A 26,148-nucleotide genomic window follows, 5' to 3' on the forward strand; every position below is an offset into this window, starting at 1 on the left:
AAGTCTAAGCTCCTTGCACATTTGGTTCGTTCATTCTTTATTCAGTTTTCAAAGGTCAATCGTGTATCACGTGTTACGTGATTGCTTACCTATATTAGCACGGCTTCGTTTATTCGTCAAGCGGTTTTTGAAATATTTTTCAAAAACATTTACTGACGACCGCTCGAAGCAGCAACTTTTATATCTTATCATCCACACGATTGCATGTCAACAATTTTTTTCAATTGTTTTCTTTGCTCCCGTGGACAACTTCTAAATACTACCACCCGGCACCTACTGTTGTCAACACTTTTTAACAGTGAAAAGTCCGGACGGCCGAATAAATGATTTCATTTATGCATTCCTTCATTAGAGTCCGAACCAAAAAAACGCGAATAAAAAAGCGGAGATCCGATTTTCGCCGAATATCCGCTTGCATTTGATTTGTTATTTACTGATTTTCTCGTAGATTTCAACGATTTCTTTCGCCAAGTCTTTGAATGCGATCGAAGTCATCAAGTGATCTTGTCCGTGGACCATCAATAATGACAGTTCCACTGCATCTCCTGATGCTTCTTGGGTCAACAGACCGGTCTGCGCATGGTGGGCTTCCACCAATGCTTTTTCCGATTCGCTGATTTTTTCGTTTGCTAATGCAAAGTCTCCTGCTTTTGCTGCTTCGATTGCTTCAATCGCGTTCCCTTTTGCATCGCCCCCATGCATGATCAATTGCATGATGACATCCAGGTTTTTTGGTTCTGCCATTAGAGTAACTCCTTCAGTGTTGTTTTTATTCGCCCATTAAAGTTAGAGCTGTTTTCAATACTTTTTCACCGTTCATCATGCCGTAGTCCTGCATGTTGATGACATCCATTTTTGTGTCAGTGCCGGCAACTTTATCTTCGAATTGTTTCTTCATGTATTTAACTTGAGGTCCTAACATCAGGACGTCAATTTTTTTCTTAGCCAAATGTGCGTCTGCTTCTGAAGCGGATACTGCGAAAATATCAGCGTCCAATCCTTGCGCCACCGCCGCTTTTTGCATTTTTGATACAAGTAAGCTGGTGCTCATTCCAGCTGCACATACTAACATGATTGTTTTATCTGCCATATTCATTCTCTCCATCCATAAATATAATTTAATATGCAATTATTATAACACACATGATAGCGTTTGTCGCAAGCACTTACATAAATTTACAAACGGTTTCAGGAAATCGCTTTCTTTTTAATTTCGCGAAGGAAAATTCTTACTTTAGATTCTTGCCGTTTTGTTCTATGACCTCCTTATACCAGTAATAACTGGCTTTTTTGTGGCGTTTCAATTCTTTCGAACTCTCTTCATCGCGGTCTACATACACAAAACCATACCGCTTTTGATACCCGTTCAACCAACTCAACAGATCGGTATAGCTCCAAGTGCAGTAGCCAAGTACTGTAACCCCATCTGTGATGGCTTCCTGAACTGCTTTTGCATGGTCGTTCAAATAATCAATCCGATACTGATCATGAATCTGCCCTTCTTCAAGCTTGTCGTATTCGCCCAATCCATTTTCTGTTATCAATATTGGCAATCCATAGCGACTGTTTATCCGGCGCAAGGCAATCCGAAGGCCTACTGGATCGATATTCCAATCCCAATTGGTTTTTTCGACGAATGGATTCAATACTTCTTTGAATACGCCCGGAATCCCGCCTCTTTCCGTACTTCCCTTTTCACCGGAATAGTTCGGCGTCCCGAAGCCGACACCATCCAACGGATTCGCGGCAACAGTTGATGTCTGATAATAATTCACGCCCATGAAATCCGGCTTCCCTGCTTTCAATACATCAAAATCTTCCGGCAATGTTTCAGGCAACAGTTCATTCTCTTCCAACCAACTCCAGATGACCGAAGGGTACTCACCTTTCGCATAGACATCCATCCAGAAATAAGCATTCATTTCATCAAAGTTCTCCGCCGCTAATACATTCTCGGGCTGGGCATCAATAGGATAGCCTGGTGAATAAGCAAAACTCGGACCAATTTTCCCTTGCAATCCTAGCGAATGATATTTTTCGATGGCTGCCGCATTCGCTACATTCGCATGATGATTAGCTTGGTACATCCGTTTCGGATCTTTCACTGCCGGCGGGTGGGTCGCCATCAAGTAGCCATGGGAGATGAAGACATTTTGTTCGTTCAAGGATACCCAATAGTTTACCCGGTCGCCGTACCTACGGAACACAGTCTCTGCATATGTTGTAAAGTCTTCGATTATCTGGCGGGATTCCCATCCCAGATAATCGTCCTGCAGATATTGAGGGATATCCCAATGATACAACGTGACAACCGGTTCAATATGATTTGCGAGCAACTCATCGATCAGATCATCATAAAATTGTAAACCTTTTTCGTTCACTTCCTGCATGTTGTTCGGAAAAATGCGACTCCATGCAATCGAGAAACGATAAGCCTTCAGCCCTTGTTCAGCCATCAGCGCGACATCCTCTTTGAACCGATGGTAGTGATCCACCGCGACATCCCCGTTCGTCCCTTTAAAAGTCTTGCCGGGAATCCTGACAAAGGTATCCCAGACAGACATGCCTTTTCCATCTTCATCCCAAGCCCCCTCGACTTGATAAGCTGCAGAGGCCGAACCCCATAGGAAGCCTTCCGGAAAATCTTTCAATTTTTTGTGTTGCATATCATGACCCACTTTCTGTTTAGTTTATTTTGATATTCAAAGTACAAAATGGACCATAAATCATATGAGCGATTTATGGTCCATCTATGTTTGGTGACCAGTGATTATTTTACGATTTTCTCATAGATTTCGACGATTTCTTTCGCCAAGTCTTTGAATGCGATCGAAGTCATCAAGTGATCTTGTCCGTGGACCATCAATAATGACAGTTCCACTGCATCTCCTGATGCTTCTTGGGTCAACAGACCGGTCTGCGCATGGTGGGCTTCCACCAATGCTTTTTCCGATTCGCTGATTTTTTCGTTTGCTAATGCAAAGTCTCCTGCTTTTGCCGCTTCAATCGCTTCAATCGCATTTCCTTTTGCATCGCCCCCATGCATAATCAATTGCATGATGACATCCAGGTTTTTTGGTTCTGCCATGTTGTAAACTCCTTAGTCTTTTTTATTATTCGCCCATCAAAGTGAGGGCTGTTTTCAATACTTTTTCGCCGTTCATCATGCCGTAGTCCTGCATGTTGATGACATCCATTTTTGTGTCAGTGCCGGCAACTTTATCTTCGAATTGTTTCTTCATGTATTTAACTTGAGGTCCTAACATCAGGACGTCGATTTTTTTCTTAGCCAAATGTGCGTCTGCTTCTGAAGCGGATACTGCGAAAATATCAGCGTCCAATCCTTGCGCCACCGCCGCCTTTTGCATTTTTGATACAAGTAGGCTGGTGCTCATTCCAGCTGCACATACTAACATGATTGTTTTGTCTGCCATACGATTTCACCATCCTTATATCTAATTTGAGCCCCTATGAAAGGGGCTCATTGTGAGGCTATTTGATTATGCTACTACGTTTCCTGAAGCATCTGCTTCGATTTGACCCATTTCGATTTGGTAAGCTTTGTCATCTTCCAATTTGAAGAATGGATAGAAGATTATAGCGCTTAAGCCCATTTCGATTAGTTGCCATACAGCACCTTGCCAGCCGCTTATAAGGAATCCAGAAATAATTGGTGGTGTAGTCCAAGGTATGTTTACCCCATTTGTAAGAGGAACCAGACCAATGTTCATCAAAATATACGTTAAGATAGTCATGATTACCGGTGACAAAATGAAAGGAATCATCAAGATAGGATTCAATACGATTGGCATACCAAAGATCAACGGTTCATTGATGTTGAAGATTGCGGGTCCGATTGCTAACTTACCCAATATTTTGAATTGGCTCGATTTTGCAACGAATAAACACAATAAAGCTAGTCCAAAAGTTGCTCCGGCACCACCAATTTTAATGAAATTTGCATAGAATTGAGCATTGACGATGTTTGGTAATACTTCTCCAGCTGCAAATGCACTGGCATTTTCAGCAGTCAGTGTCAACCAAATTGGGTTCATTACCGCACCCAAGATATTTGGACCATGCAAGCCGAATGAGAACAATACTGTTTCTAAGATGACGACAAGGATTGTCGCTGGTAACGTGGCACCAATACTAGTCAATGGTGCTTGAATAATTTTAAAAATGAATGCTTGGGCTGTTTCAAATGATGTCATAGCAAAAATCAATTTCAGAATATCGAATACTAAGATAACAAACAAGCCAGGTATTAAGGCATCAAATGATCTCGCAACGTTTGCAGGAACCGAATCTGGCATTTTGATTGTCCATCCTCTGCTCAAAACGAAACGTACAATTTCAACTGCCAAAACCGTACTCATCATACCTAAGAACAATCCGCTAGCACTCAAGTTTCCCATTGGGATTCCTGCTGCATTATCGGTGCTTAAGATTGACGGTGTCAAAATAAGGAATCCAACAAGAGCATAAATAATCCCTGCTACATCGTCAATTTCATAGGTTTTGCATAAATCTTTCGCCATCCCGATCATAACGAAGATTGTCATGATGTTCATGGTCATATCGAACGGAACCATGAAGAATTGTGTCCAGTTAGCTCCGAAAACACCTGCCATGAAATCAGCGTATCCTGGAATTGGTAAGTTAGCAACTAATAGGAACATGGAACCGATGATCAATAGTGACATCGCTCCGAAGAAACCTTCTTTAATTGCCGATAAGTAACGGTTTGCATTTAATTTATAAGCTATAGGACCCAATTTTCCTTCTAAAAATTCTAAGAATTTATCCATAATAAAATCCTCCTCTGTTAGAACACATGTGAAGACAGCTTACCGTCTTCAAAAACAATAAAATAAATTGATATGATTGCTTGTCCGGATTCTGCCAGTCAGTCTCAGAACAATGGGCCTTCGTCTTCCGCATTCGTTTGCCGCTGTTCTTTATCAACAACGGATGGCGCGGAAAACTTTTCTTGCTTTCTACCTCTAACCTTCCAGTTTTTCCCCGTTTGACGCGATCACTCCTTTATACCAATAGAAACTATCTTTCCGGTATCTCTTCAGATCTTTGAGATCGAAGTCTTCCCGGTTGACGTAAACAAAGCCATAACGCTTGCGGAACCCTTGGTGGGTGCTGATTAGGTCGATCGCACTCCAGGTGCAATAACCGAAAACATCTGCTCCATCCGTAACAGCAAGGTTCATCTGTTCGATATGGTTGCGGAGATAGTCGATCCGATAATAATCATGGACCTTTCCATCTTCCAGCTTATCAATACCGCCTAAACCGTTTTCAGTAACGATCAGGGGTTTACGATAACGAGAGTAAATTTGGTTAATCGTCGTGCGGAATCCAGTAGGGTCAATCTGCCAACCGAATTCAGTATAAGGAAGATGCTCATTGTCGGATCCTGCGAAGAATCCTTCTTGGCTATCTGATAATTGCTGATCTTTTTTGCCTGTTGCGCGTTCCGTTCCGGCCGGATAGGCTTGAACAGTCGAGCTGTTGTAGTAGTTGAAGGCGATGAAATCACATTCCGCGGATTTCAGTATCTCCAAATCACCCGGTTCCATATCAGGCAGGGCTTCATTTTCTTCCAGGTAAGCCCACACTTGGTGATTGTATACACCATAAACGGCGATATCAAGATAAAGCCAGTTACGGATTGCGGTATACAGATCGGCTGCTTGGACATCCGCTGGGTTGTTCGATTTTGGATAGACGGCCGAAATGTTCGGTGCCGGTCCGATTTTCACATGCGGTAATTTTTCGTGGCAGTTGTTCATCACCATCGCTTGCGCAACAAGCATGTGGTGGTTTTGTTGGTACAAGGATTTCAAAGTGCTTTCACCTGTACCGACTGCAGCGCCATGAAGAATCATCATGTTCTGTTCATTGATCGTCAGCCATAATTTGACGCGGTCTCCTAAGTTATCGAAGAGGACATCGCAGTAGCGGACAAAAGCATCGATTGTGGCACGATTTTCCCAGCCACCTTTTTCAGCAAGTCCTTGCGGCAAGTCAAAGTGGTAGACTGTCACTAACGGTTCAATCCCGTATTTCAGACATTCATCAATCAAATCGCTGTAGAACTGAAGTCCTTTCGGATTGACTTCTCCATCACCGTCCGGAATGACCCTTGACCATGAAATCGAGAAGCGATAGGTTTTGAAGCCCATCTCAGCCAACAAGGCGATATCTTCCTGCATGTGGTGGTAATGGTCAGTAGCTACTTTAAAATCGGAAGTATCGGGAACGATTTCCTTCGCGTCCTGAACAGATGGTCCTTTTCCGTCTTCGTTCCAAGCGCCTTCAACTTGATATGCGCTGGTTGCGGATCCCCATAAAAAACCTTCTTTAAACGGTTTCATTTTCTTATGATACATACGCTCACTCCTTCCCTATCGATCTCCACTCAGAAAACCGACCCGTTTTAAGCGGTTACATGATTTTAAAAAGCGAACTCTCTTCTTTTCAAAAAGAGTCGTTTCCAGATCGCGAATGCGCTTTCTGTTTTTCAATATAAGCTTATTATAGAGTTTGTGAACGAAATGTAAACAGTTTCATATGCAAAAGGAACAATAATCAGCTTTTGGAATGATGTTTCAGAAAAGAAACGATTTGTTTCAGTTCAACACCCTGCTAAAGCTTATTGTTAAGCATTTGTTGCATGTAGTTATAATTACGTCTTGCAAGTGTTTCAATCAAAAATACGACCGGCAGTTGCGAAGTCACGTTCACCTCATCGTCGACGTATTCAGGAGTCAAGTGATAGGCCAAATTTATATCGGATTGTCTGGCCAATGAATTGGTGGAGGAATTTGTGATGCTGATGATTTTGCTCCCCAGACTTTTCAGGTCGCCCACCTTCCTTAAGATGATATCCGTTTCCCCTGAGACGGAGCAAATAATCGCCACCGTATTCGTATATTGCCTGCTGATCAGATGGAACGGATAGTAAGCATCCTGGATATGGAAGGTGCTCTGACCCAAATTTGAAAACTGTCGGGCTGCATAAGCTGCAATCAGGCCTGATGTGCCGATCCCGAAAAAGAGCGCGACTTCCGAATTGGCTATCAGTTCGACTGCGGATTGTATTTTTTCTTCGTATTCCGATTGCATGGAACGACTGAAAAACTCTTCGACGATTTCGGAAGTTTCAAACACCTTCTTATTGTGTTTGCGGTTGTCCATTTCCTTCAGATGTAACTTGCACTCCCAGATGTTTTCGAAACCCAGCTTGCTGATGGTACGCGTAACCGTCGCTGGCGATACATGGGTTTCGGAAGCTATCTCGCGGACACTCATGCGGATGACTTTTTGAGTATGCTGCACAATGTACTCGTATACCTTTAATTCTGTATTCGTCAGTAACTTTACATTCTCTTGATTGAACACGTAAAAACCCCTTTATCCGGAACAAATAAGCTCTGAGGCGTGCATTAGTTCGTTATCTTTTCTTCTTAACCATTTTAACATTTATTTATAAAAAAACAAAAAACAAGACAATTTTACGGAACGCAAAATTGTTTTGTTTTTTTTTGATGCTTCTATTAGTGCAAATGGACTTTTTCTCAGAAGATGTCCTCTGCGATGCTTTCGCGGAATGCCTCGATTTTGCGTAATTTGCTTTTTTCGCTGTGTGCGATGTCCAGCTCATCCAACAAGGGTACCAGCATTTCGTAGGTCTCCAACACGCTATCGCCGCGCATTTCGATTTTTGCAGGGAAGACTTTCGCTTCAAACAGGTATTTGTACAGTTCGAATTGGATATCGCGTGATTTATCGGAAGTCAGCACAGTCGCTAGTAGCACTTCCCCTGATTTTTTATCCGCGACGGCCATCATTTTCACAAATCGCGGCCGTTCGCCTTCTTTGAAGGTGATTGGTTGCGGCAAATAAAACAAGTCCACTTCGAAAGTGTTTCTTAGGAAGTTTTTCTTTTCCATCATCAGACGACGGATTTCGAACTGTGAAAGCATCAGATCGTATGGGCCTTTCGTCAATTCGCCGCCAGTCAGGAACGCCAGTATGTGTTCCTCTTTCAATTTCCAGACACTGTCTTTTGTACCGGCTTGGTAATAGTAACGCGTCGGTACGTCATCCGCAGCAAAAGACTTGTCAAAATCCAGTTTGCTGTAGATGGGGAACATTTCCAAAAAGCTCTCCAGTACTCGTTCGAAAAGAGTGATGTCCTCTTCGGTAGCCGACCAAGGAACAAATCCTGGCGTAAAATCCAGCAGCTCCGGCCAAGCTTTTTTGCCGCGGAATTTGACATCCGTTGTGCGGATGCGGTTATAGTCGATGTCTTCCAGTTTGCCTCGGTCGACAAATTCCAGTCTGATGTTTTTCAGCTTTTCGGTGTATTCCCCGATGCCGTCTGCGTCCGTGAACTCCGACTCCAGCAGATCCAAATAGAGGATGTATTCAGAAACATCCCGGAACACACTCAGTCCGATGCTGTCCTCATCCAATCCATCCAAAGCAAAGAATACAGGCTCCTTGCGATCGGAGTATTTGATCCCAACAACATCCGTGTCTTTCATTTTGTCCCAAGGCTTCAATTTATGGAAAGCCTTTATGTTCTCGTACAATTTTTGATAATCTCTCATTTATATCTCCTATCCTACTTAAAAAGCATAAGCATAAACCCTTGATAACGTTGGAATGCCGAGCACATGCTGCTTTTGGCTTGTGTTTCCAGCGGTTCCGGTCGCTTATCCTGTTTCGGCTTATTGTAACAAATTCCTTTCCTATGCTATCATATCTTGAAGCATGCATCAATTTTTCTTTTTTAAGGAGTCCAAAAATGACCTTTTCTTTCAAGGATATCGAAACCAGCAAATCTATCGTCAAAGAAACCTCTCTGTACACGCACCATCACAATGCTGACGCTCTTTTTATGCACATCGAGAATTATGTGATTTTCCATCGCGTCCCCACCTTCGCTGAATTCTTGGAGACTGAAGCCTATTTGAAATCAGAGCATCAAAAATATGACCAGGACTTCATAAAATTTATTTGGCCCGAAGATTGCGAAATTCCGCAGCCAATCATTTCCTATCTAGGATCGAACGACTTCAGCCTGGATATATTGGAGCTGTACGCGGCCCCTCCCGGAACCTTTGTGCCGACGCGGATTAATGAAGCGCCTTCCGATGTCAAAGTGGAATGGATGAACGCCGACAACCGCAACGCCTACCTGGCTTTGTCCGCGCAAGCCGACAAGGAAGTAAGCGAGACATTCGCGAAACAGAAACAACCCTACACCCAAGCTAAATTTGACAACCCGGCCTTCTGTCCTATCGTGGCGATTTGCTCCGATGAAGCGGTCGGTTCCATCGACCTTTATCTGAAAGAGGACAGTGTTGAAATCGACAATTTCTACGTCGGTAAAGATTCCCGGTGCAAAGGGATTGGGACGGCGTTGCAACAATTCGTCATGGAACATGCCGACCGGAAGACCGTCCTTTTGGTGGCTGATGCAGCGGACACGGCGCGCGAGATGTACAATCGCCAAAATTACACTTACATTTCTTTCCGCTACGAGCTTCTGAAAATATTATAGAAAAGCGGAACGGGTTCGTTCATCCCTTGTTAAGGAAACACTGTGACCTAAACGGTCAAGTGTATCATGCCTCTAAGCGATTGAAATCGCAAGAGTCATGACAATTTAGGAAATCGTGCCGAATGAGCATCGCAGAGCGCAATATGCTGAGAGACTTCCTGCGTCAGCAGGTTAGTCGAATAGTATCCTTGGCTCTTAGAGACAAGGGGTTCCTTTATCCTTTCCGAAGGGCTAACCCGTGCAGCTAGACATCATGATTGGATGCATGGAACATTTTACAAACCTGTGAAACACAAACGCACTTTCACCCACTCGGCTAATTGCCGAATGGCTGGAAGTGCGTTGTTTTTTCATTCGATTTCGTTGATTTGGTAGATTTCCACGGGATAATTCGATTCGATTTCCTCAATGATTTTATCCACAATTTGTTGGCACAGGACCCTTGAACTGTTGACAACCGCCAAGCCAATGACAGCCTGGTTCAACATATCTTGTGCCGATACTTCCGCAATGCTTACATTATAACGTTGATGCATCTTGGCAAGGATGCTTTTCACAACGCTGCGCTTATCCTTCAAAGAATTGGAATCGAAAAGCCGCATAGACAGTTCCACAGCCAACACGTTCATTGTCATCGCCCCATTTTTATTTAATATGGAAACATTATCTCTTCACGACAAAAAATAACCGAAACTGTCCCTTCTGTCAAGAGATAGCTCCGGATATCGGATAAAGCAAGGATGGGATGAGTCGTATCCTAGTATTCTTCTATATCTTTTCGTTCGCCTTTGAAGTTGTTTTTCTTTTGGTGGCGTTCGATGAGGACTTTGGTCACATCAGCAACGTCGACGCCTTGGTCGTACAGGAGTACGCCGAGATGGTAAAGCAGGTCTGCCGTTTCGTTGGCGACTTCTTCTTTGTCGTGGTTTTTAGCGCCGATGACGACTTCGAAAGCCTCTTCACCGAATTTCTTGGCGATTTTATCGGTGCCTTTGTCCAGCAGGTAGTTCGTATAGGACTTTTCGTCATGTCCGACAGCGCGTTGGCGGATGGTCTCTTCCAAGTCATCCAAACCAAAAGCAACCGGGACATCGAAACAACTTTCCGTGTTGCGGTGGCAAGTCGGCCCAGCCGGATCGATCATGATCAGCAAAGCGTCTTGGTCGCAGTCCAAGTACATATCCTTCACGAACTGGTAATGCTCGCTGGACTCGCCTTTTTTCCAGAGTCTGTCTTTGCTTCGGGAAAAGAACCAGACAACCTCGTCCCGTTTCGTCAATTCAAAGGCCTCTTCATTCATGAAGCCAACCATCAAAACATTTTTGTTCGTAAAGTGCTGAAGAACGACAGTCAATAACCCTTTCGAAAAATCAGGCACCAGTGCATCGTATTTAGACATTGCGCATATCCACTCCATTCTCAGTGCAGCATTGTTTCACTTCAGCGATCGACACTTCTTCATCATGGAAGATGGAAGCTGCCAAACCGGCCGATACATCCGTTTCCTTGAACAAGTCGGCGAAATGTTGGGCATTGCCGCCTCCTCCGGAAGCGATGACCGGGATCGAGACCAAGGCCTGGATCTTATTCAGCAGGCGGTGATCGAAGCCTTGCTTCATGCCGTCATAGTCCATGCTGGTGACCAACAATTCCCCGGCACCCAACGCCTCCACTTGCTGCACCCAGTCCAACGTCTTGATGTCTGTCCGTTTTTTGCCGCCGTGGGTATAGCAATACCATTCCTCTTTATCAGCTTCCCATTTCGCATCGACAGCGATGCAGATGCATTGGCTGCCGAACTTGTCGCTTGCTTCCTTGATCAGCTGCGGATTCGCCAATGCTGATGAATTCAGGCTCACTTTATCCGCTCCGGCGTTCAGCAGACGGGAAATGTCATCCGTCGACTTGATGCCCCCGCCAATCGTCATCGGGATGAACAGCTGTTGCGCTGTTTTGCGGATGACATCGATCATCAGGTTGTGTCCGGTTTCGGTTGCGGAGATGTCCAAAAAGACCAGTTCATCTGCACCTAAAGCATTGTAGCGCTTTGCCAGTTCGACCGGATCGCCGATTTCGCGCAATCCCTTGAATTGGATCCCTTTTACGACGGTGCCGTCCTTTACATCCAGGCAGGGGATAATCCGTTTCTTTATCATGCCAAGCCCTCCCAGAAAGTATCCGTATTGGCCGCTTTGCCGACGATGGCTGCCGCCACTCCCAAAGTTTCCAATTTTTTGATGTCTTCAACGTTGCGGACGCCGCCGGATGCAGTGATGGGATGGGTTGAAAGTTCGACAAGCTTGCCCGTCAACTCAAAGTTCGGTCCGGCCATCTTGCCGTCTTTCGAGATATCCGTATAGATGATCCCGCCCAAGGCCATAGGATTCGTCGCTTCCACGACATCATAGATTGTCTGGCGGCCCGTTTCGGTCCAGCCATTCACGGCAACCAGTTCGCCTTTTGCATCCAGACCCAAGTAGATCTTGCCGGGATATTTCGCCGTCATCTCAGCCAACCAGGGCAGATCCTGCAGCCCTTTCGTCCCGACGATCACATAGCTGGCGCCTTTTTCAAAATAGTGCTTGATGGTTTCTTCGGAACGGATGCCACCGCCGATTTCGACAGGCAATGCGCTCTGCTGCAAAAGTTGCTCGATAAAAGGCGTTTCTTCCGGTTTTTGGTTCAAAGCACCCATCAAATCAACGATATGGATGCGCTTCACTTGTTCAAATTGCGCATAAAAAGCGATGGCTTCCTGAGGTGTGCGCTGCATTTCCTCTTTCGTGCCGTAGTCCCCTTCGGTCAGACGGACACTCTTGTTGTCGATCAAGTCGATTGCCGGCCAAATCTCTATCATTTATTTCCATCCCCCTTGCAAAGCTTGGTTCAAAATTTCTAGACCGTAATCCCCGCTTTTTTCCGGGTGGAACTGGATGCCGATGACGTTATCCTTCTGGACAATCGCCACGATTTCCTGTCCGTAGTCTGCCGTTGCCACAACGTTTTCGTCGGTCACTACCTTGTAGGAATGGATGAAATAGACATCCTTGTCCAAACCTGGATAGCTTGAATGCAGATTGTTCCAGCCCAAATGCGGAACCGGCAAGTCGCTGACGATGTATTTCACTTCACCCGGCAAAAAGCCCAAACCATCGACATCGCCCTCTTCGCTGTGTTGGAACAGGAGTTGCATACCGAGACAGATGCCGATAAAAGGCTTCGTCTTCTCCAAATCAGTCAGCAGTTCCCGCAAACCGATCGCATCGATCCGATCCATGGCATCCTTGAAATGTCCAACACCCGGCAGGACAATGACATCCGCCTTGCGCAATTCTTCTTCGTCATGCGTCAGGATCGTTTCGTAGCCAAGAAAACGGATGGCGTTCGTCAGGTTCGCAATGTTACCCAAACCATAATCAACGATTGCTATCATTCGATCACTCCTTTTGAGGAAGGCAAGCGTTGCACATCTGAATCGGCCATCGCAATGCGCAGGCTTTGCGCAAAGGCTTTGAAGATGGCTTCGATTTCATGGTGCGTATTGCCGCCGCGGATCAAGTCGATATGTGCTGTGTAACGGGCGTTGATGACCAAACCATGGAAGAATTCCTCAACCAGTTCCACATCGAAGTTGCCGACTTTTTCTTTCGAAAATGCGGCATTGAAACTAAGATAAGGACGGCCACTGATGTCGATCACGGAACGGGCCAAGGTTTCATCCATCGGCACGTAGGCACTCCCGTAGCGGTTGATAGCCCCTTTGTCCTGACCCAATTCAGCCAGAAGTTGCCCCAAGACGATACCGACATCCTCGGTTGTGTGGTGATCGTCCACATCCGTGTCGCCGTCCACCTGCACATCCAAAACGAAGTGGCCATGGAAAGCGAACAGATCCAACATATGATTCAAAAAGCCCACACCTGTGTTGATGACGGAAGGTTCCAACCCTCGTTTCAAGGTGATGGCGATTTTCGTTTCTTTGGTAATGCGCTCTTTTGATACGCTCACAGTTGTTCTCTCCATTCTCTGATGATTTCGGCTAAGGCATCCAACTGTTCATCCGTTGCGATCGAGTAACGGACAGCCGTTTCGATGCACGGGATGCCTGATTTTTCATAGGTGCGCGGCTGATAGCCGTGGTCGATGATCCAATTACCCAACGCAGGCGCTAATTCACCGTAAGTGAAGACGAAATTCGTTTCACTCGGCAGGACGGAAATAATATCCCCTACGCCTTCATTGAAGATTTTCTTCAATTTGGCGGAAAGCCGACGTTGGTCAGCCATGAAGGCCCGCAAACGTTCCGGATGCTCCAACAGGAAGGCTGCGATGCTCAAGGATAAGGTATTGAGCGGATACGGATGGGCAATGGAGTTCAACAATTGCATCGTTTTCGCCGTCGAACTGGCGATGCCGATGCGCAAACCAGCCAAGCCGTAGATTTTTGACAAGGTACGCAAAAGGATGACATGATCCCCAACCGGTCGTGCCGGCGGATTGTCCACGAAATCCATATAAGCCTCATCCAAAATCAGATAGCCGCCGGATGCAGCCAGCAGATCCGCCGTCTTTTCGATAAAAGCAGCCGGATGCAGCCCGCCCAGCGGGTTGTTCGGTTGCGAAACGATGAAATAAGAGGGCTTTTCCTTCTCGATGACGGCATAAACCTGATCATAATCAAAGGAATAATCCCCTCGGCACGGCACTTTGATGATTTCGCGCTGGAATTGTGCAGCGTACTCTTCGTACATCACAAAATCAGGCTCCAGCATCAGGATCGGACCATCCCCCAAAAGGATTGTGCACTTCTGGATCCATTCATCCGATCCGTTGGCAAAAGCGATCAAGGCCGGATCCTCACCGTGGAAAGCGGCGTACGCTTCCGTCAAGCGGTCGATGGCATCGTCCGTATATTCCTGGAAGCGCGTCGCTACAGCTATTTCAGCAATTTCTTCATTTGTCAGCGCCCGGATGGGACTTTCATTTTTGTTGATGCGGATCATTTGTCGTCCCCCATTCTGACAGCCAAGGAGTCGTGGTGGGCCTGCAGTGACTCTTCGGTCGCAATCAGCATCCCGGCAGGAGCCATTTTTTGGAACGTTTCTTTCTTCAGGTTCAAAACAGAGTTCGGGCGCAGGAAGTCATTTACGGACAAGCCGTTCGCAAAGCGGGCATTGCCTCCGGTAGGCAGCACGTGGCTTGGACCGGCAACATAATCCCCGATCGCTTCAGGCGAATATTCTCCGATGAAAATCGCTCCTGCAGTTTCGATCGCGTCTATGTAGTCTTCTGCATCCTTTGTCTGGATCGAGACGTGCTCACCCGCAATCAGGTTCACGACTTCGATGTTTTCTGATTTACCGCTTGTCAAAATCGGGAAGTGATTATGCTTCAGACTCTCCTCGATGACCTCGATGCGGCTTTGTTTCGCTTTCTGGACGAGCAGTTCGGCTTCGATGGCGGCCAATTTTTCTTCGTTGTCGCAGACAAGGAAGGTGCGGGCCAATTCATCATGCTCGGCTTGCGCCAGCAGATCGATGGCGACCCATTCGTTGTTCGCCGTTTCGTCGACGACTACGACGATTTCGGATGGCCCGGCAATCGAATCGATGCCGACATCTCCGTAGACCAATTTTTTGGCCAAGGCAACATATTGGTTCCCGGGTCCGACGATTTTGTCGACGCGCGGAATGGTTTCCGTACCGTATGCCAAAGCAGCCACGGCTTGGGCTCCGCCTACTTGATAAACGTGGGTCACGCCGCAGATATAGCAAGCGGCCAAGGTCGCTTGGTTGATGGCGGTCTTTTGCGGCGGGGTCACGACGATTGTTTCCTTTACCCCGGCTACATTGGCCAATACGGCAGTCATGAGCACTGTGGAAGGATAACTCGCTTTGCCACCCGGCACATAGATGCCGACCTTGTTCAGCGGATGGATTTTCTGGTACAGTTCCCCAGCCGGAGACTGTTGCCACTTGATGCTTTCTTGGTAGACCGTGATGTTGTCGCGGGCTTCCTCCAAAGCAGCGCGCAAGTCCGCATCCAAGCTGTCATAGGCTTCCTTAATGATGCTCTGCGGCACTTCCAATTCTGTGATGTCCGCACCATCGAAGCGTTTTGCGTATTCGAACAGTGCAGCGTCTCCTTTTTCCTGGACCGTCTGGATGATTTCCATCACGGCTTGCGTCTTCGAAAAGTCAATCGTATTTTTTGTTTTGTAAGCTTCCTTAAACGTTTTAGTTGTGTACATTATTTTTCACCTTCAATTGATTGATTATAGTCTGTATTTCATCATATTTGGAGAAATAAGCATGCTTGTTTGAAATCAGGCGGGCATTGATTTCATCAAGGCGGACTTGCTCACTCAAACCATTATCATGCAGCGTTTTGCCGGATTGGACGATATCCATAATCGCATCCGCCATATCGATGGTAGCGGCCAATTCTACGGACCCATTCAGCTTGATGATCTTCACGGGTTGCTTGATGGAATCAAAATATTGTCTGGTGAAGTTCACATACTTTGTCGCAACCACTGGATAAACGTCCTTTTTCTCTTTGCTGGCGATGGCGAAATGGCAATAACCGAAAGGAAGGTCCATCAGATTATTGATGTTGCAGTTCTGCTCGATCAGAATATCGCTTCCGGTGATGCCCAGATCTGCGATCCCTTCTTCCACATATACAGGCACATCTTCTCCTTTGACCAAAATGAAGCGGGTGTCCTTTGTCTGAATGACCAATTCCCGAGAAACGGACTTCAATGCTGTCGACCATTCCGTCAGGTTGATTTCATCCAAGTATTGGATAAAATCCTTAAGTTGTCTGCCTTTTGATAGTGCGATAGTAATCATTTTTTCCCTCCGTTAATTGTTGATGGCCATTCCGAATGCTTTGGAAGAGCTTGTATATTGACCGCCCGATGCTACGGGTTCCGTTTGGTTTTCTCCGTAAAGTTGGATAAAGATACCTTTGTAATAGGATTGATTCGGCAACGCCAGCATATCCGCGTAGACGTAATCCACGTTCTTGCTCTTCAGCGTCGCTTCCCATTCCGCCAGTTCATTCAAATGTCCGGTCAGTTCAGGGTAGTGCTCCTTCAGATAGCCGGCCTGTTCGGTAGGTGCTTGATCCATCAAACCGATCAGCGGATGATCTGCACCCAAACGATGCTTCAGAGCATCCTGGTTTCTTTCGCAGATGAACTTGCGGACGGAAGGATCCTCCAACTCCCGCGGGCTCAGAATTTTTTTCAGTAATTTGTTATGGCTGACTACAGCAACCGATAAGGAAAGGTCCAATTCCTTCTCCATGAAGGTGATCATATCGCCCAGAACCTCGATCTGTTTAGGAATCGAGTCGGTAAATGTTTCCACACCCAATTGGTGACGCTCTTTCAGTAGCGAATAGACCGGGCCGGAATAGGCTATTTTATCGGCGCGTAAATGGTACTGCTTGCGGTATCTCACGATGGCATTCGTCCAGTCACTGCGCAGGGCGAAAAGGTTATCGCCGCTTTGCCATTTATGCCGGTTCAGCATCAGGTGCAAGTCATCATGAGACAGTTGTGTCCACTCAAATTTCTCTACGACTCCCAGGTCGATCAGATCGTACCCTAAGTGGTGGAAATGATGGAGAAACCCCATCTCTCTTTGTTTCTTCGCTAGCAACGATTCATTCGTCATCATTTCGTCCAAACTGTCTCACTCCCATTTCTTTTTTATAGGCCATCTGTTATCCTTAGAATATCGTTAGAATACCATTAGACGTTGGTGTTATCATACCATAGAAAGCTACTACATTGTATCCTAAAATGATGACACTTTATGAAGGAAGGAAGATGGAAGATGCACAGTGACAAACACGTCCATACCCCCTATTGCTTGCACGGTTCATCAGACGCAATGGAAAACTATGTGAAGGTTGCCATCGAGGCCGGACTTGAATCGCTCACATTTACGGAACACGCCCCTTTACCGATGGAAGATCCGCTTCCGGACAAGGACAGTTCGATGCGCCCTGAAGATGTCGATGCTTATCTGTCCGAAGTGCGCACACTTGCCAAAAAATATGAAGGCAGCATCGAAATCCATGCTGGTTTTGAATTGGATTATTTGGAAGGAAAGGAAACGGAAACGCGCGCCTTCTTGGAAAAATATCCGGAGACGGTTCCCCACTCGATTCTGAGCGTCCATTTCGTGCAGCTTGCGCCAGAAGAATACTTCTGCATCGATTTGGACCGCGAATCCTTTACGCAAAAAGGCTTGGAAATCGGCTATGAAACGCTCTACCACCTTTACGAAGCGGCGGTCAAAAAAGCTTTATCACTTCCGTATGGAGCATTGACCCCGAAAAAGATCGGGCACATCAATTTGATCCACAAGTTCCAAAAAGCCTACACCGTCAGTGATCCGATCGACTGGAAGCTACTGTTGGATAAAGTGAAGGAGAGTGGGTACACGCTTGATTACAATTTTGCCGGAATCGACAAGCCGGACTACGGCAAAACGTACCCGGATCCGGAAATGATGGCTTACGCAATAAAAATCGGCCTCTCCTATGAGAAGGGTTCCGACGCCCACGCCTCCCATGAAGTAGCCCGCTATTTCGGTACGACAACAGCAACGGAATACGATGACTGGAAAGAAGCCTGAAAATGGCTTCTTTTTTTAGTCTCATCCTATCAGCGCGGAGCCTTCGGAATTGAATTTTCCGCCGAATACTGGTACATTTATCTAGTAATCAAAAACATTACATCTAGTATTGAGAACTAGGTTAAAATTTTCTTTAGTTCAGAAAGCAGGTTGTGCCATGAAGCTTAAACCAGAATTGGAGGAGTATCAGCAACAGCTGCTCGATTTGACGTTCATCCGATTTGATGAGCTACCTGATTTCGGCCTCTACAGCGATCAAGTGATCGCCATCATCGAAAAGCAATTGAGTTTCCTGAATGCAACGCAGGAAGAACGCATCATCACGCCGGCTATGATCAATAATTATGTGAAACTGCAACTGATCGATAAGCCCGAGAAAAAGAAATATTTCAAGACACATATCGCCCAACTGATCGTCATCACGCTGCTTAAGCAAGTATTGCCATTGTCGGAGGTGAAAAAAGGACTGGAATTGCAAGTATCGATCCGCGGATTCCAGATTGCGTACGACACCTTCTGCCAAGAATTGGAGTATGCATTCCGGATGCTTTTCCGTGACCTCGACAAGAAAGAGCATTTCACTTATACCTTGGAAGATATCCACAGCGAAAACTTCGCACTGAAGATGATCACGCTGTCGCTTGCTTCGAAATTATTGACACAAAAAATCATATTGGTTGATGGCGTCAGTCACGCATCCAATAAAGGAGAACATACTAATGATGAAATCTAATTCCATTGCTGTTTTGGCCGATTCCTGCAACGATATTCCGCAGGAGCTGCTCGCCAAATACCATATCTACACCTTACCGTTAATGATCAATTATAAAGACGCGAGCTATCGCGATCGGGTCGATATCACACCGGAGCAAGTCTACGCAAGATTCCAGGAAGAGATCCCGAAGACAAGCCTGCCTTTGCCGGAAACAATTGCCGACACTTTCGCCAAGATCAAAGCGGATGGCTTCGATCAAGTGATTGTATCCGCCATTTCCAGCGGGTTGAGTGGCACCTGTCAAGCCATAAAATTGTTGGCGGAGGATATTCAGGACATGAAGATTGTCGTGATCGATACACTGAACATCGCCATCGCATCCGGATTTGTGGCGCTTTATGCTGCCGAGCAAATCGAAGCGGGACTTCCGTTCGATGAAGTCGTTTCAAAAACACAAGCAGCCGTGAAAAAGTCCACCATCCTATTCGGGGTCGGTACCTTGGAATACCTTATGAAAGGCGGACGCATCGGTAAAGTCTCAGGAATCCTGGGAAGCGCCTTAAACATCAAACCGATCATCTCCTGCAACGAAGAAGGTATATACGACACGGTAGCAAAAGTACGCGGCCGCAAACAGAGCATTCAGAAACTAATCGATATGACCCGCGAAAAACTGGGTCAGCACAAAAATTACTACTTGTCGATCTGCCATGGGGATGCCTACGAAGAAATGCTCGTTATGAAAGAACAGCTGAAGGATCTGGTCGCCGGCGCCAAAATCTATGCCGAAGGTCAAATTTCGCCAGTATTAGGTGTCCACACCGGACCCGGATTGCTGGGCATCGGCATTATGGTGTTGGAAGACTAAAAGAGTGTGATGAATCCAGGGGAGAAATCGAGCACTAAGAGGCGATTACGAGAACGGGCGCTTTTTGCCCGTGACGTAATCGCAGCTTAGGCACAGATTTCTGGGATTCAGAACACGTTTAAAAAGAGCGCGATGATTCGCGGGAGGACCGTCTCGAATGGCGGTCTTTTTTAGTGTTTTCCGGCGAGCGGCGGAAAACGTCTCAGCTCCGGTCAGAGCGCCTTCGCCGGAGGACGGCGGTAACTTTCGTCTCCACTTTCGACGAAGCCGTGCTCATCGGAGTACGTAAGCAGAATATTTTCCGAACTCCGGCGAAGCCTCCGTTCACCGGAGTTGCGCGCAAAAAAAGAGCGGCTGCCTTTTTCGGGCAGCCGCTCTTTTTTGCGCATATCTTCGCGCTGTTTTTTTTTAGTTGGATTTCATCAATTCATCGACGTAAGCAACTGTTTCCGGTTGGTTTGCTTCGATTTCAGCGATTTTTTCTGCAAATTGCGGCAAGTGCTCTTTGTGTGCATACAATAATTCATCCAACAAAGTCTTAGCTGTTGTACCCCCTGGCACGAGAGAATTGATTGTGAAAGCTTGCAACGCCGCACCGTAGCTGCCTGTGATGGCTGCACGTATGACTGTTTCTTCCATCGCTTTCATGCCTTGCAATAAACCACGGGCTGCGGAAGGCATTTCGCCCCAGTTGTATGGTTCTGCGCCATGAGCTGTGATCAAAGCGGAAACTTCTACTACGCAGTCATATGGCATATCTTGGATCGTGCCATTGTTCGCTGTTGATACGACCATATCCGTGCGTTTGTCGTTTTGGATCGACGCGATCACTTCGCAGGCTGCATCGCTGTAATGCGTACCGCCGCGTTGCGATAATTCTTCCGGCTTGTAGTTCAAAGAGGGGTCTTTGTAAAGTTCGAATAAGCGCGTTTCTGTTGCTTTGACTACTTGTGCACGCGTTTCGCCTTTTTCGAACTCCTCGATAGAATGCTTCAACATTTCATCTTCGATATAGTAATAACGGTGGTATCCGCATGGAAGCAACCCTAAGTCCTTCAATTGCTCGTAGTGGAATTGTGCACTGTGGATGTTTTTCAGATGGTTTTCATCTTCTGTTTTTTGTGGTCCGTAAACCATATCAATCACTTCATCTGTGCGTTCAGCACCCTTGTCATCCCAGACACGGTGCCAGTGGAAGTGATTGATTCCGGCAAATTTGAATAATAATTCCTCTTCAGGAATCGCTAATTTTTCTGCTGCGACTTTGCGGTGTCCGATTGGAACATTGCATAAGCCGATTGTTTTCTTCCAACCGAAATGTTTGATAGCTGCTTCAGTCACCATACCTGCAGGGTTCGTAAAGTTGATCAACCATGCGTCCGGACATTGCACTCTCATATCCGCAATGATTTGGCCGATAATCGGAATCGTACGGAAAGCTTTGAACATTCCGCCTGCACCATTGGTTTCTTGACCCAAAACACCATGGGACAATGGAATGCGTTCATCTTTGATACGAGCATTCAGTAAACCTACACGGAATTGCGTCGTTACGAAATCAGCATCTTTCAAAGCATTGAAACGATCCAATGTTAAGTGGACTTCCCAGTCCAATCCAGCCGCCTCGACTTGGCGTTTCGCCATTGCGCCGACGATTTCCAGTTTTTCCTTACCTGCTTCGATATCCACCAACCAAATTTCTTTGATCGGCAATTCATCTTTTCTTAAGATGTATCCTTCAATCAATTCCGGTGTATAACTGGAACCTCCACCAATCGTAACAATCTTCAAAGCTTCTTTCGACATGCATGCTTCCTCCTATTTTTGGTTTCTTTTTGCTTTCCGACTCATCCGGCTCAAAAATTCTGTCGTGACAATGCATTCTCTGACACAAGCGGATAAGATCCCGAACGTTCGGCCAGGAAAGACTTTCATTCCCACCGTCCGTGAAAGGGCTTTTCGCTTTCATGATTTCATTTTAGCACAACCCAGTCGCATCCGAAGAATCCCCTTACATTTTGATTGCAGATTCCTCTTAATGATTTTCGTTTCAGAAATGAAACAGTTTGTTTCATCCTCAAAGGATATCCAACGCCGTTTTGAAAGTAGGCGCCGGGAACCGGGCATCCAACCGTTTCAGATCATCATCATCCAGACGGATTTTAGAAGCTTGGGCATTGAGATAGGTGTGTTCTGGATTTGAAGAGCGCGGTATTGCCGCCACGTCCGGATGAATGATGCACCATGCCAGAATAATCTGGATTGCTTCGACATCGTGTTTCTTGGCGATCTTTTGCACTTCCTCACTCTCCAACAGCTGCCCGCGCAACCGGCCTCCTTGGGCTAATGGTGAATAGGCCATGATCGGAATGTTACGCTCCCGTTGCCATTTCAACAGATCATACTCTATCCCACGGGAGCCCAAATGATACAAGACTTGGTTAACTTGGCACTGGTTCCCGTGTTCCATCGATAAGAGGCTCTGCATATCATGGATATCGAAGTTTGAAACGCCCCATCTACCGATTTTTCCTTCTGCCTTAAGCTGCTCCATTCCGGCTATCGTTTGGGACAAAGGCACATTTCCTCGCCAATGCAGCAAATAGAGATCCAAGTGGTCCGTATCCAATCTGCGCAAGCTTTCGGCACAGGCAGCCAAAATTTCATTCCGGCTCGCCCGGTGAGGATACACTTTGGAAACAAGATAGACCTGGTCACGGATACCTTTGATCGCTTCCCCAACCAAACTTTCCGACTTCCCATCCCCGTACATTTCAGCTGTATCGATAAGGGTCATGCCCAATTGCACACCTAACCGCAAAGCCTCGATTTCCTCTTGTCTTTTTGCGGGATCCTCGCCCAAGTACCACGTACCTTGCCCCACTTGCGGCATGACGCTTCCGTCCGGTAACGCCACCATCCGATTGGCATTCTCTTTCCGCAGAGATTCTATGATTTGCTCGTCTATGTTCGTCATTTACAGACACCATCCTTTCTGTTTTCGACACCATTCCTTACATCAAGTATACCTTTTTTTGTCGTTAACACAAAAATAATAACAGCGCTTCCACATTTTTCGATTTACTGGCCTTTTCCTTTGGCGATTTCAATTTTGTAGCTTATGATAAGCATATAAAGCTATTTTTTCTATCATCAAAAGTGTGATGATGAGTCGAACGATGGAATCAGAACCAAGGAGGACGAATCGATGAAATACAGGAATCTAGGAAAAAGCGGTTTACGCGTCAGCGAAATCGCACTGGGCAGTTGGTTGACGTACGGAAAATCGGTTGCAGATCAAACAGCTGAGGAATGCATCCGGACCGCGTATGAAGCAGGCATCAACTTTTTTGACACAGCCAACGTTTATGAAAAGGGTGCTGCTGAGACCGTGCTCGGAAAAGCGCTGAAGGACTATCGGCGCTCCAGTCTGGTGGTCGCCAGCAAAGTCTATTTCCCGATGGGTGATGGACCGAACGACAAGGGCCTATCGCGCAAACACATCATCGAATCCTGCGATGCCAGCCTGAAACGCCTGGATATGGATTATCTAGACCTCTACCAATGCCACCGTTACGACCCGAGCGTCCCGATAGAGGAAACGCTCTGGGCGCTCGATGATCTGCAGCGTCAAGGCAAGATCCTTTATGCCGGCGTCAGCGAATGGCCGGCCGATAAAATCCAGGAAGCCCACCACATCGCAAAACAACATAACTTCCGCCCGCTCATTTCCAACCAACCGATCTACAATATGATCGAGCGCTACATCGAGGTCGATGTGCTGCCCGTATCCGTCGCCAACGGCATGGGGCAAGTCGTCTTTTCTCCATTAGGACAAGGTATCTTGACCGGCAAGTACAAATCCGGCCAACAAGCTCCGGAAGGCAGCCGTGCCGCCAACAGTAAGCTGAACAGCACAATGCAAAAATACCTGGAAAACGAAGCCCTGTTGGAAGCAGTCGGGGAAATCGAAGCCATCGCCCACGAATTGGAAATAACCATGCCGCAACTGGCCTTGGCCTGGATTCTGCGCCAACCCGGCGTCAGCTCAGCCATTATCGGCGCCAGCCGTCCGGAGCAGATCGAGGATAACATCAAGTCGGTGGATATCGAATTGACGGACGAACTTTTGCTTGGCATCAACCAAATTTTATTGAAAGTAAGTAGCTTTAAACCGAGAAGCTGATTGTGCGTTGAATCAATCCGGACAACAGGACACCGAAAAGGCCACCTTGATGGGTGGCCTTTTCGGTGCTCTTTTTAATTTGTTCTCCAAATCGAATAAAAATATGAGAACTCCGGTGGACGGAGTGTTCCCTGGAGTTCGCCCAACATTTCTGCTTGCGTTCTCCGATGAGGACACCTTCGCCGGAGGTGCGGTTGATTACAACTGTGTTACTCCGGCAAGCGAAGCTTCCCCGTAGCTGAGAGGAAATCCGAAAGTTCTGAACCGCTTCGCTCGTCCGTCGGCTCTTAATCTAACGCTAAAATTTCCAAGATGGAACGGACATCACGGACAGACACCTGACCGGGCGCGGAAACCTCTTTGGCCGCCGCAAAAGTCAGGCACGAACCGAACAGTTCTCCTGCCAACCGCGAAATGACGCCGTATTTGCCCATCGACATCGTGATGCACGGGCGGTCAGCTTTCGCTTTTTTCATTTCCAACGTCGCCGCCAGCAGCGTCAGGACATCCTCCTCGCTCTTCGGCATGACCGCAATCTTCGTGATATCCGCCCCGAGTTGCTGCATCTTCACTAATCTTGCAACGATTTCCTCTTTAGGCGGCGTACGGAAAAAATCGTGGCTTGATAGAACGACTTTCACGTTTTTTTCGTTCGCTTCAGCAATCAACTTGCTGACATCTTCTTCCGAACTGAACAGCTCGAGATCGATCATGTCCACCAGCCCGCTCCGGACCGCGAAACGGTTCAATTCAAAATAGCGATCCAAGCTCAGCTCGCGCTCTCCGCCCTCTTTTTTGGTGCGGAACGTGAACAGCAATGGTTTTTTATAAATGCTGTTGATTTCGGCCAATAATGCTTCGACCTGCTCCGGGTGCTCTACCCCTTCGAAGAAATCGATGCGCAACTCAGCCAGATCGAAAGCGACGTTTTCCAGCACTTTTACCTCGGAAATGATTTCCTGTTTTGTTTTCCCTATCAACGGCACGCAGATTTTCGGCCTGCCTTCGTTGAAGACGACATCTTTCACTTGAACGGTTTTCATTGGTATATCCCCTCCATGGCGCATTCCCGTCCTTCTCCCTTGAATATTTCAGAGCAAAGGAAGCTGAACTTACGAGTATATGATACTTCCCATTTTATCGTTAATCGCGCCAAAAGCATAGGAGCACTTTGCGGAAGTTTTTAAATCCGTTTATTATTTCAACCTATTTCTATTTTGAAACATACCAGGCACATCAGGAAACAAAAAGCTGCGATCCGCTCCGAGAGGAGTGGATCGCAGCTTTTTATTTTGTTTGAATGAAGTCTATTTTGTAAATTTCGCTTGATAGGCTGCAACCACTTTATCAGTGGTGAAGCCATACTCAGCCATTACCACGTTGCCATTGCCGCTTGCGCCGTAAGTATCGATGCCGTAAGCTAGGCCATCCAGGCCGACATAACGTTCCCAACCAAAGGTCGCGCCCATTTCGATGGACATGCGGTTGCGGACTGCGCTAGGCAGGACTTGCTCTTTGTAGGCTGCATCCTGAGCTTCGAACAGATCGAAACTCGGCATGGAGACGACAGAGACGTCCACTCCGGCTTCACGCAATTGTTTCTGCGCTTCCACAGCCAAGCTAACTTCCGAACCAGTTGCGATCAAGATGCCGGCAGGCGTTTCGCCTTGTTGTGGAGAAAGTACGTAAGCACCCTTCTTCACACCTTCGCGGGCCAATGTTGGCGTTCCTTCAAGGACAGGCAAGTTTTGGCGCGTCAGCACCAACATCGTTGGTTTGTCTACTGAAGACACGGCGATTTCCCAAGCAGCGCTGACTTCGTTGCCGTCAGCCGGACGCAGAACCGTCAAGTTCGGCATGCCGCGGTAGCTGGATAAGTGTTCCACTGGCTCATGCGTCGGGCCGTCTTCGCCTACGGCGATTGAGTCATGCGTCATCACGTAAGTGCCAGGCAAGTGCGAAATGGCAGCCAAACGCATCGCTGGGCGCAAGTAGTCGGTGAAGACGAAGAATGTCCCTACATACGTTCTCGTTCCGCCATGCAGAACGATGCCGTTCATGATAGCGGCCATCGCGAATTCGCGCACGCCGTACCAGATGTTGCGGCCGGCATAGTTGCCCGGCTCAAAATCGCTT

Annotated in this window: 28 protein-coding genes; 5 read left to right on the plus strand and 23 right to left on the minus strand. The window is 46.8% G+C overall.

Translation table 11 applies throughout. The features are described 5' to 3' along the window. Window positions 1-426: 426 nt before the first annotated feature. The 9 genes from BLV66_RS14630 to BLV66_RS14670 form a co-directional block, all read right to left on the minus strand. Window positions 427-744: a PTS lactose/cellobiose transporter subunit IIA gene (locus BLV66_RS14630; protein WP_086986657.1), complete on the minus strand. Its 318-nt coding sequence runs from the start codon at window positions 742-744 to the stop codon at window positions 427-429. Between the two features lie 25 nt (window positions 745-769). Next, window positions 770-1,090: a PTS sugar transporter subunit IIB gene (locus BLV66_RS14635; RefSeq protein ID WP_086986658.1), complete on the minus strand. Its 321-nt coding sequence runs from the start codon at window positions 1,088-1,090 to the stop codon at window positions 770-772. 139 nt (window positions 1,091-1,229) lie between these two features. Next, complete coding sequence (locus BLV66_RS14640; protein WP_086986659.1) at window positions 1,230-2,666, minus strand: glycoside hydrolase family 1 protein; 1,437 nt, start codon at window positions 2,664-2,666, stop codon at window positions 1,230-1,232. Between the two features lie 104 nt (window positions 2,667-2,770). Beyond that, window positions 2,771-3,088, minus strand: coding sequence for a PTS sugar transporter subunit IIA (locus BLV66_RS14645; RefSeq protein WP_086986660.1), 318 nt, complete (start codon window positions 3,086-3,088; stop codon window positions 2,771-2,773). 25 nt (window positions 3,089-3,113) lie between these two features. Then, window positions 3,114-3,434: a PTS sugar transporter subunit IIB gene (locus BLV66_RS14650; RefSeq protein ID WP_086986658.1), complete on the minus strand. Its 321-nt coding sequence runs from the start codon at window positions 3,432-3,434 to the stop codon at window positions 3,114-3,116. A 66-nt stretch (window positions 3,435-3,500) separates the two neighbouring features. Then, window positions 3,501-4,811: a PTS sugar transporter subunit IIC gene (locus BLV66_RS14655; protein WP_086986661.1), complete on the minus strand. Its 1,311-nt coding sequence runs from the start codon at window positions 4,809-4,811 to the stop codon at window positions 3,501-3,503. Between the two features lie 195 nt (window positions 4,812-5,006). Further along, window positions 5,007-6,407 carry a glycoside hydrolase family 1 protein gene (locus BLV66_RS14660; RefSeq protein ID WP_086986662.1) on the minus strand — a complete coding sequence of 467 codons (1,401 nt, stop codon included), beginning with the start codon at window positions 6,405-6,407 and terminating at the stop codon, window positions 5,007-5,009. Window positions 6,408-6,663: 256 nt separating this feature from the next. Continuing rightward, window positions 6,664-7,419, minus strand: a complete 756-nt coding sequence (locus BLV66_RS14665; protein WP_086986663.1) for a MurR/RpiR family transcriptional regulator — start codon at window positions 7,417-7,419, stop codon at window positions 6,664-6,666. Between the two features lie 176 nt (window positions 7,420-7,595). Next, window positions 7,596-8,633 (minus strand): DUF7309 domain-containing protein, encoded by a 1,038-nt coding sequence (locus tag BLV66_RS14670; protein ID WP_086986664.1) that lies wholly within the window; start codon window positions 8,631-8,633, stop codon window positions 7,596-7,598. A 197-nt stretch (window positions 8,634-8,830) separates the two neighbouring features. Between BLV66_RS14670 and BLV66_RS14675 the strand changes: the two genes are divergently transcribed. Then, window positions 8,831-9,589, plus strand: coding sequence for a GNAT family N-acetyltransferase (locus BLV66_RS14675; protein ID WP_176974304.1), 759 nt, complete (start codon window positions 8,831-8,833; stop codon window positions 9,587-9,589). Window positions 9,590-9,939: 350 nt separating this feature from the next. On the opposite strand, the gene BLV66_RS14680 is transcribed toward BLV66_RS14675, so the two are convergent. The 10 genes from BLV66_RS14680 to BLV66_RS14725 all read right to left on the minus strand — a co-directional run bounded on the left by BLV66_RS14680 (window position 9,940) and on the right by BLV66_RS14725 (window position 17,277). Then, window positions 9,940-10,224, minus strand: a complete 285-nt coding sequence (locus tag BLV66_RS14680; protein ID WP_256327920.1) for a DUF503 domain-containing protein — start codon at window positions 10,222-10,224, stop codon at window positions 9,940-9,942. Window positions 10,225-10,346: 122 nt separating this feature from the next. Then, window positions 10,347-10,988: a bifunctional phosphoribosyl-AMP cyclohydrolase/phosphoribosyl-ATP diphosphatase HisIE gene (hisIE, locus tag BLV66_RS14685; protein WP_086986667.1), complete on the minus strand. Its 642-nt coding sequence runs from the start codon at window positions 10,986-10,988 to the stop codon at window positions 10,347-10,349. Then, entirely contained in the window at window positions 10,981-11,745 is a 765-nt protein-coding gene (gene hisF / locus BLV66_RS14690) for an imidazole glycerol phosphate synthase subunit HisF (RefSeq protein WP_086943971.1), read from the minus strand. The genes hisIE and hisF overlap by 8 nt, the downstream gene beginning before the upstream one ends. After that, on the minus strand, window positions 11,742-12,446 hold the full coding sequence (hisA, locus tag BLV66_RS14695) for a 1-(5-phosphoribosyl)-5-((5-phosphoribosylamino)methylideneamino)imidazole-4-carboxamide isomerase (protein ID WP_086986668.1): 705 nt from the start codon (window positions 12,444-12,446) through the stop codon (window positions 11,742-11,744). Before hisA ends, hisF begins: the two co-directional genes overlap by 4 nt. Further along, window positions 12,447-13,022, minus strand: a complete 576-nt coding sequence (hisH, locus tag BLV66_RS14700) for an imidazole glycerol phosphate synthase subunit HisH (RefSeq protein WP_086986669.1) — start codon at window positions 13,020-13,022, stop codon at window positions 12,447-12,449. It lies immediately after the preceding gene. Then, window positions 13,019-13,597 (minus strand): imidazoleglycerol-phosphate dehydratase HisB, encoded by a 579-nt coding sequence (gene hisB, locus BLV66_RS14705; RefSeq protein ID WP_086986670.1) that lies wholly within the window; start codon window positions 13,595-13,597, stop codon window positions 13,019-13,021. The genes hisH and hisB overlap by 4 nt, the downstream gene beginning before the upstream one ends. Next, complete coding sequence (locus tag BLV66_RS14710; RefSeq protein ID WP_086986671.1) at window positions 13,594-14,592, minus strand: pyridoxal phosphate-dependent aminotransferase; 999 nt, start codon at window positions 14,590-14,592, stop codon at window positions 13,594-13,596. The genes hisB and BLV66_RS14710 overlap by 4 nt, the downstream gene beginning before the upstream one ends. Further along, window positions 14,589-15,839, minus strand: coding sequence for a histidinol dehydrogenase (hisD, locus tag BLV66_RS14715; RefSeq protein WP_086986672.1), 1,251 nt, complete (start codon window positions 15,837-15,839; stop codon window positions 14,589-14,591). Before hisD ends, BLV66_RS14710 begins: the two co-directional genes overlap by 4 nt. Further along, window positions 15,826-16,443: an ATP phosphoribosyltransferase gene (hisG, locus tag BLV66_RS14720; RefSeq protein ID WP_086986673.1), complete on the minus strand. Its 618-nt coding sequence runs from the start codon at window positions 16,441-16,443 to the stop codon at window positions 15,826-15,828. Before hisG ends, hisD begins: the two co-directional genes overlap by 14 nt. 12 nt (window positions 16,444-16,455) lie before the next feature. Next, entirely contained in the window at window positions 16,456-17,277 is an 822-nt protein-coding gene (locus BLV66_RS14725; RefSeq protein ID WP_245826722.1) for an ATP phosphoribosyltransferase regulatory subunit, read from the minus strand. Window positions 17,278-17,436: 159 nt separating this feature from the next. Between BLV66_RS14725 and hisJ the strand changes: the two genes are divergently transcribed. The 3 genes from hisJ to BLV66_RS14740 all read left to right on the plus strand — a co-directional run bounded on the left by hisJ (window position 17,437) and on the right by BLV66_RS14740 (window position 19,826). Then, entirely contained in the window at window positions 17,437-18,243 is an 807-nt protein-coding gene (gene hisJ / locus BLV66_RS14730) for a histidinol-phosphatase HisJ (RefSeq protein WP_176974305.1), read from the plus strand. A gap of 157 nt (window positions 18,244-18,400) precedes the next feature. Next, window positions 18,401-18,976: a DUF1836 domain-containing protein gene (locus tag BLV66_RS14735; RefSeq protein ID WP_086986676.1), complete on the plus strand. Its 576-nt coding sequence runs from the start codon at window positions 18,401-18,403 to the stop codon at window positions 18,974-18,976. Then, the gene (locus tag BLV66_RS14740; RefSeq protein WP_086986961.1) at window positions 18,966-19,826 is read left to right on the plus strand and encodes a DegV family protein; all 861 of its coding nucleotides are present in this window, start codon (window positions 18,966-18,968) and stop codon (window positions 19,824-19,826) included. Before BLV66_RS14735 ends, BLV66_RS14740 begins: the two co-directional genes overlap by 11 nt. Before the next feature lie 408 nt (window positions 19,827-20,234). Here BLV66_RS14740 and BLV66_RS14745 read toward each other — a convergent pair whose 3' ends face one another. Both BLV66_RS14745 and BLV66_RS14750 read right to left on the minus strand, forming a co-directional pair. Continuing rightward, window positions 20,235-21,632 (minus strand): 6-phospho-beta-glucosidase, encoded by a 1,398-nt coding sequence (locus tag BLV66_RS14745; RefSeq protein WP_086986677.1) that lies wholly within the window; start codon window positions 21,630-21,632, stop codon window positions 20,235-20,237. Window positions 21,633-21,903: 271 nt separating this feature from the next. After that, the gene (locus tag BLV66_RS14750; protein WP_086986678.1) at window positions 21,904-22,803 is read right to left on the minus strand and encodes an aldo/keto reductase; all 900 of its coding nucleotides are present in this window, start codon (window positions 22,801-22,803) and stop codon (window positions 21,904-21,906) included. A gap of 231 nt (window positions 22,804-23,034) precedes the next feature. On the opposite strand from BLV66_RS14750, the gene BLV66_RS14755 reads away from it, so the two are divergent. Continuing rightward, the gene (locus BLV66_RS14755; protein WP_086986679.1) at window positions 23,035-24,012 is read left to right on the plus strand and encodes an aldo/keto reductase family protein; all 978 of its coding nucleotides are present in this window, start codon (window positions 23,035-23,037) and stop codon (window positions 24,010-24,012) included. A gap of 287 nt (window positions 24,013-24,299) precedes the next feature. Here BLV66_RS14755 and aroD read toward each other — a convergent pair whose 3' ends face one another. Together aroD and BLV66_RS14770 are read right to left on the minus strand one after the other, a co-directional pair. Continuing rightward, a complete protein-coding gene (gene aroD / locus BLV66_RS14765) occupies window positions 24,300-25,055 on the minus strand; it encodes a type I 3-dehydroquinate dehydratase (protein WP_086986681.1) in 756 nt (251 codons plus the stop codon). Window positions 25,056-25,319: 264 nt separating this feature from the next. Then, on the minus strand, window positions 25,320-26,148 hold an 829-nt coding region (locus tag BLV66_RS14770; protein ID WP_305367267.1), incomplete at its 5' end, for a transketolase-like TK C-terminal-containing protein.

This window comes from Trichococcus collinsii, assembly GCF_900107505.1.
GTDB lineage: Bacteria > Bacillota > Bacilli > Lactobacillales > Aerococcaceae > Trichococcus > Trichococcus collinsii.